10 protein-coding genes are annotated in these 11,625 nt (G+C 61.7%); 4 read left to right on the forward strand and 6 right to left on the reverse strand.

What is annotated here, in order from left to right:
* Nucleotides 1-121: 121 nt before the first annotated feature.
* From QMX84_RS24355 to bioB, 6 genes are all read right to left on the reverse strand, one after another.
* Complete coding sequence (locus tag QMX84_RS24355) at nucleotides 122-1,927, reverse strand: phenylacyl-CoA dehydrogenase (protein WP_048372280.1); 1,806 nt, start codon at nucleotides 1,925-1,927, stop codon at nucleotides 122-124.
* Nucleotides 1,928-2,168: 241 nt separating this feature from the next.
* Entirely contained in the window at nucleotides 2,169-2,849 is a 681-nt protein-coding gene (gene bioD, locus QMX84_RS24360) for a dethiobiotin synthase (RefSeq protein WP_282364985.1), read from the reverse strand.
* Entirely contained in the window at nucleotides 2,846-3,658 is an 813-nt protein-coding gene (gene bioC / locus QMX84_RS24365; protein WP_282364986.1) for a malonyl-ACP O-methyltransferase BioC, read from the reverse strand. Before bioC ends, bioD begins: the two co-directional genes overlap by 4 nt.
* On the reverse strand, nucleotides 3,651-4,382 hold the full coding sequence (locus tag QMX84_RS24370) for an alpha/beta fold hydrolase (protein WP_282364987.1): 732 nt from the start codon (nucleotides 4,380-4,382) through the stop codon (nucleotides 3,651-3,653). Before QMX84_RS24370 ends, bioC begins: the two co-directional genes overlap by 8 nt.
* Entirely contained in the window at nucleotides 4,375-5,547 is a 1,173-nt protein-coding gene (bioF, locus tag QMX84_RS24375; RefSeq protein ID WP_282364988.1) for an 8-amino-7-oxononanoate synthase, read from the reverse strand. Before bioF ends, QMX84_RS24370 begins: the two co-directional genes overlap by 8 nt.
* A gap of 108 nt (nucleotides 5,548-5,655) precedes the next feature.
* Nucleotides 5,656-6,711 carry a biotin synthase BioB gene (bioB, locus tag QMX84_RS24380; protein ID WP_048372289.1) on the reverse strand — a complete coding sequence of 352 codons (1,056 nt, stop codon included), beginning with the start codon at nucleotides 6,709-6,711 and terminating at the stop codon, nucleotides 5,656-5,658.
* 88 nt (nucleotides 6,712-6,799) lie between these two features.
* On the opposite strand from bioB, the gene QMX84_RS24385 reads away from it, so the two are divergent.
* The 4 genes from QMX84_RS24385 to QMX84_RS24400 all read left to right on the forward strand — a co-directional run bounded on the left by QMX84_RS24385 (nucleotide 6,800) and on the right by QMX84_RS24400 (nucleotide 11,552).
* Nucleotides 6,800-7,540 carry a ComF family protein gene (locus QMX84_RS24385; protein ID WP_262125242.1) on the forward strand — a complete coding sequence of 247 codons (741 nt, stop codon included), beginning with the start codon at nucleotides 6,800-6,802 and terminating at the stop codon, nucleotides 7,538-7,540.
* 59 nt (nucleotides 7,541-7,599) lie between these two features.
* Complete coding sequence (locus tag QMX84_RS24390) at nucleotides 7,600-8,364, forward strand: TOBE domain-containing protein (RefSeq protein WP_282364989.1); 765 nt, start codon at nucleotides 7,600-7,602, stop codon at nucleotides 8,362-8,364.
* A gap of 182 nt (nucleotides 8,365-8,546) precedes the next feature.
* Nucleotides 8,547-10,448: a PhoX family phosphatase gene (locus tag QMX84_RS24395; RefSeq protein ID WP_282364990.1), complete on the forward strand. Its 1,902-nt coding sequence runs from the start codon at nucleotides 8,547-8,549 to the stop codon at nucleotides 10,446-10,448.
* 129 nt (nucleotides 10,449-10,577) lie between these two features.
* Nucleotides 10,578-11,552, forward strand: a complete 975-nt coding sequence (locus tag QMX84_RS24400; RefSeq protein WP_282364991.1) for a serine/threonine protein kinase — start codon at nucleotides 10,578-10,580, stop codon at nucleotides 11,550-11,552.
* Nucleotides 11,553-11,625 lie beyond the last annotated feature (73 nt).

The raw sequence follows: 11,625 nt of genomic DNA on the forward strand, positions 1-11,625 counted from the left end.
AGCTTGCCTCGCGATCTTTTGATCTTTAAAAGATCGCGAGGCAAGCTCGCTCCTACAGGGGAAAACCAAAAAAGCCGCTTTCCCGAAGGAGAAGCGGCTTTTTAAGGTGACTCACCGGGGCTTAGTAGCCCAGATCGAAGTCTTCTTCTTTCATGTCCATCAGGTTGGCAGCACCCGACAACATGGCCGCAACGTGTGTGCGGGTACGCGGCAGGATGCGCTGGAAGTAGAAGCGCGCAGTCTGCAGCTTGGCTTTATAGAAGGCTTCTTCAGAAGTGCCCTCGGCCAGTTTTGCAGCCGCCAGACGCGCCATGTCAGCCCAGAAGTACGCCAGGCACGCATAACCGGAATACATCAGGTAGTCGACCGAGGCCGCACCCACTTCTTCACGGTCTTTCATGGCCGCCATACCGACCTTCATGGTCAGCTCGCCCCACTCTTTGTTCAGTGCAGCCAACGGGGCGACGAACTCTTTAACTGCTTCGTTGCCTTCGTTGTTCTGACAGAACTTGTGGACGATCTTGGTGAAGCCCTTAAGCGCTTCGCCTTGAGTCATCAGCACTTTACGGCCCAGCAGGTCGAGTGCCTGGATACCGGTGGTGCCTTCGTACAGCATCGAAATGCGGCTGTCGCGAACGTTCTGCTCCATGCCCCACTCAGCGATAAAGCCGTGGCCGCCGTAGATTTGCACGCCGTGGTTGGCGGCTTCGAAGCCCACTTCGGTCATGAACGCTTTAGCAATCGGCGTCATGAACGCCAGCAGCGCGTCGGCTTTTTTCTTCTCTTCTTCATCAACGCCGTATTTCACGATGTCGACTTGCTTGGCGGTGAAATACACCATGGCGCGGTTGCCTTCAGCAAACGCTTTGGTGGTCAGCAGCATGCGACGCACGTCCGGGTGAACGATGATCGGGTCAGCCGCTTTTTCAGGGGCTTTAGGGCCGGTCAACGAACGCATTTGCAGGCGGTCACGGGCATATTTCAAACCGCCCTGGAAGGCGATTTCAGCGTGGGACAGGCCCTGCAGGGCGGTGCCCAGACGTGCGGTGTTCATAAAGGTGAACATGCAGTTCAGGCCTTTGTTCGGCGGGCCGATCAAGAAGCCGGTGGCGCCGTCAAAGTTCATCACGCAGGTGGCGTTGCCGTGGATGCCCATTTTGTGCTCAAGCGAGCCACAGGACACGGCGTTGCGCTCACCCAGGGTGCCGTCGGCGTTAGCCTTGAACTTGGGCACGATAAACAGCGAGATACCTTTGGTGCCAGCCGGTGCATCCGGCAGGCGGGCCAGTACGATGTGGACGATGTTGTCGGCCATGTCGTGTTCACCGGCCGAGATAAAGATCTTGGTGCCGGAAATCTTGTACGAACCATCTGCCTGAGGTTCAGCCTTGGTGCGCAGCAGGCCAAGGTCGGTACCGCAGTGCGATTCGGTCAGGCACATGGTGCCGGTCCATTCGCCGGTTACCAGCTTTGTCAGGTAGGTATTTTGCTGCTCCGGAGTGCCGTGCTCGGAGATGGTGTTCATCGCGCCGTGCGACAGGCCCGGGTACATGCCCCACGACCAGTTGGCCGCACCGACCATTTCACTCACCGCCAGGCCCAGGGACTCTGGCAGGCCTTGGCCGCCGTGGTCGACGTCATGGGCCAGGCTTGGCCAGCCGCCTTCAACGAATTGTTTGTAGGCTTCTTTAAAACCCGTCGGCGTTTTAACCCCGGATTCACTCCAGGTGCAGCCTTCGATGTCACCCACGCGGTTCAGCGGTGCCAACACCTGCTCACAAAACTTGGCGCCTTCTTCAAGAATGGCGTCAACCATATCTGGCGTAGCGTCCTGGCAAGCCGGCAGGCTCTGATAGTGCGCTTCGTAACCGAGCAGTTCGTCACGAACGAAGCGAATATCACGCAAGGGGGCCTTGTAATCAGGCATAGCGATAAACCTCTGCTGATGAATCCGGGGATGAACAACCGCGTAGATTTGTTATTGCGGTCAAACAGGTGTTTGAAACATACGTTTACGCCCATTTGTTGTCAAGCAGCGCGAAGCCTCCGTTCGTCTTGGTACGAACAGATCACAGAAAGTAGAAGTGTCATCGAATCCTGTAGGAGCGAGCTCACCTCGCGATCTTTTGATCCTTAAAAGATCGCAAGACAAGCCCGCAGCTTAGGACTCAGTCCAGCAGGTCCAGCTGCAAGTGTTCAGCCACCGCTTGTGCCGAGGCCGTTTTGAGTTTGGGCACGCGGCCCAGGCAAGGGGCTGGCAGGCGCTCGGCCAGGGTGGCGAGGTTCTCTTCAAGGCGCGCTGTTTTCGGGCCAATGATATTAGCCACCCAACCGGCCAGTTGCAGGCCGTCGCGGGCGATGGCTTCGGCGGTCAACAAGGCATGGCTGATGCACCCCAGGCGCACGCCGACCACCAGAATCACCGGCAAGTCGAGGGCCTGCGCCAGGTCCGACAAACTGTCTTGCCCCGACAGCGGGACTCGCCAGCCTCCCGCCCCTTCAATCAAGGTGAAGTCGGCCTGCTGGGCCAGCACATGGCGCATGGGCGCCAGCAGGGTTTGTACATTGACCACCTGGCCAGCTTCACGCGCCGCAATGTGCGGGGCGATGGGCGGCTCAAAGGCCACCGGATTGACCTCGTCATAGGTCAACGTCACAGAACTCTCGGCCATCAATGCCAGCGCATCGGCATTGCGCAGCCCTTGCGGGGCGATCTCACAGCCCGAGGCCACCGGCTTGCCAGCCACGGTGCTCAATCCGGCTTCACGCGCGGCATACAACAAACCGGCGGCAATCGTGGTTTTGCCAACATCGGTGTCGGTTCCCGTAATGAAGTACGCTGGGCTCATCGCGTTTTCTCCAGAATGCCGTAGACCACCTGATAGGTTGCCGGTAGCCCTTGTGGCTGACGAAATTGCTCATAAGCGCTAACCAAAGCGTGCAGCCGCGCTCTGCCGGTCAACCCTTCAGGGCGACCCGGGTTCAGATTATGCGCACCCAATGCTTTCAATTCATGGGTCAGTTGGCGCACCTGTGCGTAGTGCAGCACATGGGGCTGACTCTGCAAGTCGAGCACGCGCATCGAGCTGTCAGCGCACAGTTGCTGATAGGCGGCAAACTCACGAAAGCGGTTCACATGGACTTGCCCGTCCACGGCCCGCCAGCTGTCACGTAACTCACTCAACGTGCCCACGCACAAGCTGGCAAACGCCATCACGCCACCGGGCTTGAGCACACGGAGGGCTTCGCTGAGCACCCGCGCAAAATCGCCGCACCACTGCAACGCCAGGCTGGAAAATATCAGGTCGCAACTGTCGGCTTGCAGCGGCAAGCATTCTGCATCCCCGGCGATAAAATGCGCCGCGCCACCCAAGGGCCGGGCGAACGCCAGCATGCCCTGGGCGATGTCCAGCGCCAGCCCTTCACTGTGGGGGAATTGCTGGGCCAGGGCCCGGCTGAAATAGCCCGTACCGCTGCCCAAATCCAGCCAGCGCTGCGGCGCCAGATCAGCCGGTAAACGCGCCAGCAACGCATGCCCGACGTCACGTTGCAGCTCGGCCACGCTGTCGTAACTGGCCGCCGCACGCGAAAACGACACAGCCACCTGGCGCTTGTCCGGCAAGTGGCCTGCAAACGTTGCAACACTGAGATCAGTCATCGTCCAGCTCATGTAAAAAAGCCTGGATCGCAGCCGCCAGTTCGTGGGGCGCTTCCAGTAAAAAGGCATGACAGGCCTGTTCAATCAGACCCACTTCGACATCGGGCAACAGCGCCAGCAACGCCTCGGCCGCCGCCACAGGCACCAGCCCGTCGGTCCCGGCAAACAGGTGCAGTTGCGGCCCGTTGAAGGCTTGCAGTGCCGGGCGCACATCCAGTTGGCCCAGCAGTTCCAGCCCGGCCAACAAGGGTGCCGGCTGAGCTTTGGGGGCTGCGCCCAAGAGCAATTGCGCCATGGCGCGCGGGTCTGCCGCGCCTTGGCTACAGAGCAGGCCAAAGCGTTTGAAGGTGCTGTGCGGCGCTTCAGCGAAGCCTGAGATAAATGCCTCGAAGGTGGCGTTAGGCATTGCCGTTGGCCAGTCCTCACGGCTAACAAAACTCGGGTTGCTGGCCAAAGTGACCAACCCGCAGCAGCGATCGCCTCGGCGGGCTGCCAACTCACTGGCGAGCATACCGCCCAGAGACCAGCCGCCCAGCCAGGCGTTGTCGGGGAGGTTGGCGTCCAGTTCGTCGAGCCAGTCGTCCAGTTGCGCAGACTCCAGCACCGGCAGCGGTTCGACCTCGACCCGCAAATGCTCATCCAGACCGCGCAAGGCTGCGGCCAACGGTTCCAGCGGGGAAATCCCCAAGCCCCAGCCGGGCAGCAAAATCAGACGATCACGCATGGTCGGGCTCCAGCTTTCGCCAACAGTCATCCAGTGCGTTTAACAATAGCTGCACCTGAGCCTCTGTGTGGGCCGCCGACAAGGTCACGCGCAAACGCGCACTGCCAGCCGGTACCGTCGGCGGGCGGATCGCGGTCACCAGCAAACCGCGCTCACGCAACATCGCTGACAAACGCAGCGCCCGGCCACTGTCGCCAATCATGATTGGCTGGATCGGCGTAAAGCTGTCCATCAACTGCAAACCGATCTGCTCGGCGCCGCTGCGGAACTGGCGAATCAGGGTGTTCAGGTGTTCGCGGCGCCAGTGCTCGCTACGCAACAGCTCAAGGCTTTTGAGGGTCGCGCAGGCCAGCGCGGGCGGCTGGCTGGTGGTGTAGATATAAGGCCGGGCGAACTGGATCAAGCTCTCGATCAGCTCTTCACTACCCGCCACAAACGCACCGCTGGTGCCGAAGGCTTTGCCCAGCGTGCCCACCAGCACCGGCACGTCGTCTACGCCCAAGCCAAAATGCTCGGCAATCCCGCCGCCCTGCGCACCCAGCGGGCCAAAGCCGTGGGCATCGTCGACCATCAGCCAGGCGCCTTTGGCCTTGGCTTCACGGGCCAGGCTCGGCAAGTCGGCCACATCGCCGTCCATGCTGAACACGCCGTCGGTGACCACCAAAGTGTTGCCGCAAGCTTTCTCCAGGCGCTTGGCCAGGCTGGCCGCGTCGTTGTGCAAATAACGGTTAAAGCGCGCGCCGCTGAGCAAACCGGCATCCAGCAACGACGCGTGATTGAGACGGTCTTCGAGCACCGTATCGCCCTGCCCGACCAGGGCGGTGACCGTCCCCAGATTGGCCATGTAGCCATTGCTGAACAGCAGCGCACGCGGGCGCCCGGTGAACTCGGCCAGGGCTTCTTCGAGCGCGTGATGCGGGCCGCTGTGGCCGATGACCAAATGCGATGCCCCGCCGCCCACGCCCCAGCGCGACGCACCGGCCTGCCAGGCCTCGATCACCTGCGGGTGATTGGCCAGGCCCAGGTAGTCGTTGTTGCAGAAGGCCAAAAGAGGCTGACCATCGACCACCACCTGCGGCCCTTGCGGGCTCTCAAGCAATGGCCGTTGACGGTATAGATTGTCGGCACGACGCGCGGCCAGACGGGCGCTTAAATCAAAAGACATGCTGGCCTCGGAAATGGATTGCACAAGACCTGTAGGAGCGAGCTCGCCTCGCGATCTTTTGATCGTTTAAAAGATCGCGAGGCAAGCTCGCTCCTACAGTTAAGAGGCTTACACCGCAGCGTTATAGAACTGCTCGCTGGATTTTTGCTCGATCAGCGCTTGCTCGATCGCCGCCTGATGCACTTCATCGGCGTGTTCCTGGCGGGCTTCGGGCAAGATGCCCAGGCGCGCAAACAGTTGCATGTCTTTGTCCGCCTGCGGGTTGGCGGTGGTCAGCAATTTGTCGCCATAGAAAATCGAGTTGGCCCCGGCAAAGAACGCCAATGCCTGCATTTGCTCGTTCATGGCTTCACGCCCGGCCGACAGGCGAACATGGCTTTGCGGCATCAAGATGCGCGCCACGGCCAGCATGCGGATAAAGTCGAACGGGTCGATGTCCTCGGCATTGGCCAGCGGCGTGCCCGCCACTTTCACCAGCATGTTGATCGGCACCGACTCCGGGTGCTCGGGCAGGTTGGCCAGTTGGATTAACAGGTTGGCGCGGTCGTCCAGCGACTCGCCCATGCCCAGAATCCCGCCGGAACAGATCTTCATCCCCGCATCGCGCACGTAGCTCAAGGTTTGCAGGCGTTCGCTGTAGGTACGGGTGGTGATGATGCTGGTGTAGAAGTCGGGCGAGGTGTCGAGGTTGTGGTTGTAGTAATCCAGCCCCGCGTGCGCCAGCGCCGCCGTTTGCTCCTGATCGAGCTTGCCCAGGGTCATGCAGGTTTCCAGGCCCATGGCCTTCACGCCTTTGACCATTTCCAGCACGTAGGGCATGTCTTTGGCCGACGGGTGCTTCCAGGCTGCGCCCATGCAGAAACGCGTCGAGCCGATGGCTTTGGCCCGCGCCGCCTCTTCAAGCACTGCCTGCACCTGCATCAACTTCTCTTTTTCCAGCCCGGTGTTGTAGTGACCGGACTGCGGACAATATTTGCAATCTTCCGGGCAGGCCCCGGTTTTGATCGAAAGCAGCGTCGAAACTTGTACCCGATTGGCGTCGAAATGCGCGCGGTGCACGGTCTGCGCCTGAAAAAGCAGGTCATTGAACGGCTGGACAAACAACGCTCGAACTTCGGCTAAAGACCAATCATGTCGCAAGTTGGCATGGGTGCTGGCGCTCATCGGCGATTCTCTTGTTTATGCTGGGACTTGAACCTGAAGCAACCGCCTCAGGCACGGCACGGATGCGCAATATGTTTGAGGATGCAACATGAGTTGTCAACCACGCTTGTTTAGCATGGTTGACAAGTGGTTATTAATTAACCAAACGTGTTTAGTGTGCGATGAACGCACCGACACCCCGCTGCCACTCTGCGCAGCCTGTGAGCTGGAACTGCCCTGGCTGGGTGACAGTTGCGAGCGGTGCGCATTGCCGCTGCCGATGGCCGGGCTCACCTGCGGCCTGTGCATCAAGCACCCACCGGCCTACGAGTCGGTGTATGCGCCGTGGGTGTACGGCTTCCCCATTGACAGTTTGATCATCCGCTTCAAGCACAACAGCCGCTGGCCGTATGGCCGCTTGTTGGCCGATATTCTCGGCCAATCGCTGCGCGATCGGTTCAACACTGGCGACCCCCAACCCGACTGTTTACTGCCGGTGCCGCTGTCCACCCAGCGCCTGCGTCAGCGCGGCTACAACCAGGCCGCCATGCTCGCCCAGTGGTTGAGCCGCGATTTGGGTATCCCGTGTCACGACGACTGGCTGCTGCGCCACCAAGACACCGCCGCGCAGCAGGCGCTGGACGCCAAGGCCCGCAAGCGCAACTTGCTCCACGCCTTCAGCCTGGCCCCGCAGGTTGACGTGCGCGGCCTGCACCTGGCGCTGGTGGACGACGTGCTGACCACTGGCGCCACCGCGCAAAGCCTGGCGCGCCTGTTGCGTCAGGCCGGCGCGCGACAGGTGGATGTGTATTGCCTGGCGCGCACGCCCAGGCCCGACGCGCCGCCTTGACGCCACGGGGCTGAGCAGGCACTTTCCGGGGCTCACCCTGCTTTGCGAATGACGCCCCCATGCAACTACCGACTTTGCTCACCCAGCACATCGCCCGCCGCCCGCAGCGCATTGCCTTGTTGCAGCACATCGCCGAGCAAGGCTCGATCACCCGCGCCGCCAAAAGCGCGGGCATCAGCTACAAAGCGGCGTGGGACAGCATCGACGAGCTGAACAACCTGGCGCAAACCCCGCTGGTTGAGCGCAGTGTGGGCGGCAAAGGCGGCGGCGGTGCGCGCCTGTCGGTGGCCGGGGAACGGGTGATGCGCCTCTATCAACGCCTGCAAGCCCTGCAAAGCCAAGTGCTGGACGCCGCCGAAGACGCCAGCGATCTCGACCTGCTGGGCCGCTTGATGCTCAGAACCAGCGCCCGCAACCAGTTGCACGGCAGCGTCAAAGCCATCCACAGCCATGGCCACAACGACCTGATTGAACTGCAACTGCCCGGCGGCCTGACACTGCACGCGCAAATCACCCACGACAGCACCCAGCGCCTGGAACTGAGCCTCGACACCCCGGTGGTGGCGTTGATCAAGGCGGGCTGGCTGCAACTCACGGCGCCCGACCAGCCATTGGTGGCCGGGCACAACCTGCTGCGCGGGCGCATCGAACAGATCCTCGACGCCGATCACAGCCCGAGCGAAGTGCGCATCAGCCTGCCCAGCGGCCAAACCTTGTGCGCCCTGAGCGAACCGCAACACCTCGAAACACTCCAGTTAGCGGTGGGCAGCGAGGTCAATGTGCAGTTTTCACCGACCCTGGTGTTGCTCGGCACACCCCTGTAAATCAAGGCCCTCACCCTAACCCTCTCCCGGAGGGAGAAGGAACTGACCGCACGCGAATTCAATTTCAACGCCAATCAGCCCCCTCTCCCTCCGGGAGAGGGTTGGGGTGAGGGCTTTTCTGCAACACCACTGTCATAACCGCTGCTTAAGGTTGCGCAAAAACCTTAAAAGGCCTGCGCACTATGAACCTCCTGGATGATCAACACCCCACCGACCTTGAGCGTATTGTTGGCTTGAGTCGACGCGGGTTTATCAGCGCAGGCGCCTTGTGCGGCGCGGCAATGTTTCTGGGCGGCAACCTGCTCAGCCGCAGCGCGCTGGCCGCCGGGGTCAGCTCGGCCGCAAGCCCCTTGCTGGGCTTTGCCAGCATCAACGCCGCCACCAGCGACAGCCTCAGCTTGCCACCCGGCTACCGCGCCTCGGTGTTGATCAGTTGGGGCCAGCCCCTGCACACCAACGGCCCGGCCTTTGACCCCAGCGGCAATGGCAGCGCCGACGCTCAAGAAGTGCAGTTTGGCGACAACAACGACGGCATGAGCCTGTTCGCCTTCCCCGACGACCCCAACCGTGCCCTGCTGGCGATCAACAACGAATACACCAACTACCGCTACCTGTACCCCCACGGCGGCCTGCCGACGTCGGCCGAAGAGGTGCGCAAAGCCCAGGCCAGCGAAGGCGTGTCGGTCGTTGAAGTACAGCGCAAAGACGACGGCTGGCAGTTCGTTCAGGGCTCGCCGTTCAACCGGCGCATCCACGGCAACACGCCGATCCGCCTCAGCGGCCCGGCCGAAGGGCACGCCTTGTTGCGCACCCAGGCCGACATTAATGGCGCCCGGGTACTGGGCACCTTCCAGAACTGCGCCAACGGCAAAACACCGTGGGGCACCTACCTCACCTGCGAAGAAAACTTCACCGACTGCTTTGGCAGCTCAGACCCCCAGCAGACCTTCGACGCCGCGCAAAAGCGCTACGGCGCCACACTCGCCAGCCGCGAGATCAACTGGCACCTGCACGACCCGCGCTTCGACCTGGCGACCAACCCCAATGAACTCAACCGCCATGGCTGGGTGGTCGAAATCGACCCGTTCGACCCGAAGTCGTTGCCGGTCAAACGCACCGCGCTGGGCCGCTTCAAACACGAAAACGCCGCACTGGCACAAACCCGTGATGGTCGCGCCGTGGTGTACATGGGCGACGACGAACGCGGGGAGTTCATCTACAAATTCATCAGCCGTGACCGCATCGACACCCAAAACCCCAAGGCCAACCGCGACCTGCTGGACCACGGCACGCTGTATGTGGCGCGCTTCGATGCGGGCGACAAGCACCCCGATCACCCCAAAGGCCAAGGCCAGTGGATCGAACTGCGCCACGGCCAAAACGGCATCGACGCCAGCCAGGGTTTCGCCAACCAGGCCGAAGTGCTGATCCACGCCCGGCTCGCGGGCAGCGTGGTCAACGCCACGCGCATGGACCGCCCGGAGTGGATCGTGGTCAGCCCCAGAGACGGCCAGGTGTATTGCACCCTGACCAACAACGCCAAACGCGGCGAAGACGGCCAACCCGTCGGCGGCCCTAACCCGCGCGAAAAGAACGTTTACGGGCAGATCCTGCGCTGGAAAGCCCACAACGACGACCACGGCGCCGACAGCTTCGACTGGGACCTGTTTGTGGTCGCAGGCAACCCGGTGGTGCACCCGAAACAGCCCAAAGGCGGCTCGACCAACATCACCCCGCAGAACATGTTCAACAGCCCCGACGGCCTGGGTTTTGACGACGCCGGGCGCCTGTGGATCCTGACCGACGGCGACTACAGCAACACAGGTGACTTCGCCGGCATGGGCAATAACCAAATGCTCTGCGCCGACCCCGACAGCGGTGAAATCCGTCGTTTCATGGTCGGCCCGGTGGGCTGTGAAGTGACCGGCATCAGCTTCTCGCCGGATCAAAAAACCCTGTTCGTCGGTATCCAGCACCCCGGCGAAAACGGCGGCTCGACCTTCCCCGAGCACCTGCCCAACGGCAAACCGCGCTCCTCGGTCATGGCCATCAGCCGCGAAGACGGCGGGATCGTCGGCGCTTAGCGATGAGCCCTTGCTGCTCGCGATCTTTTGCTCTTTTAAAAGATCGCGAGGCAAGCTCGCTCCTACAGGGGTCAGTCTGCGTTAACATGCTTGGCCGGACGCGGCAGCCTGCTGCGCGCAGGAGTCAGCATGTCTCATCCGTTCGCAACACTTACCCCTGATCTGGTGCTCGACGCCGTCGAAAGCATCGGTTTCCTCAGCGACGCCCGCGTGCTCGCCCTCAACAGTTACGAAAACCGCGTGTACCAGGTCGGTATCGAAGGCTCGGAGCCGCTGATCGCGAAGTTCTACCGCCCACAGCGCTGGACCAACGAAGCGATCCTCGAAGAACACCGCTTTACCTTCGAGCTGGCCGACTGCGAAGTGCCGGTGGTGGCGCCGATCATTCATAACGGCGCCAGCCTGTTCGAACACCAGGGCTTTCGCTTTACCTTGTTCCCGCGACGCGGTGGCCGTGCCCCCGAGCCGGGCAACCTTGACCAGCTGTACCGCCTCGGCCAACTGCTTGGGCGCCTGCATGCGGTGGGTGCCACCAAGCCCTTTGAACACCGCGAAGCCCTGGGCGTGAAGAACTTCGGCCATGACTCACTGACCACCTTGCTCGAAGGCAATTTCATCCCGCGCAGCCTGTTACCGGCTTACGAGTCGGTGGCCCGCGATCTGCTCAAGCGGGTCGAAGACGTGTACGCCGCCGCCCCGCACAGCAACATCCGCATGCACGGCGACTGCCACCCCGGCAACATGATGTGCCGCGACGAGGTGTTCCATATTGTCGACCTCGACGACTGTCGCATGGGCCCGGCGGTGCAAGACCTGTGGATGATGCTGGCCGGTGATCGCCAGGAATGCCTCGGCCAACTGTCCGAACTGATGGATGGCTACAGCGAGTTCCACGACTTCAACCCCCGTGAACTGGCCCTGATCGAACCCCTTCGCGCCTTGCGCCTGATGCACTACAGTGCCTGGCTGGCCCGCCGTTGGGACGACCCGGCGTTCCCGCACAGCTTCCCGTGGTTTGGCAGCGAGCGGTATTGGGGCGACCAGGTGCTGGCGTTGCGCGAACAACTCTCGGCGCTCAATGAAGAGCCGCTGAAACTGTTTTAAAGTGGTGCCCTTTGTAGGAGCGAGCTTGCCTCGCGATCTTTTTAAAAGAACAAAACAAAGCGAGGCAAGCTCG

The organism is Pseudomonas sp. PS01297, assembly GCF_029959305.1.
Classification (GTDB): domain Bacteria; phylum Pseudomonadota; class Gammaproteobacteria; order Pseudomonadales; family Pseudomonadaceae; genus Aquipseudomonas; species Aquipseudomonas helleri.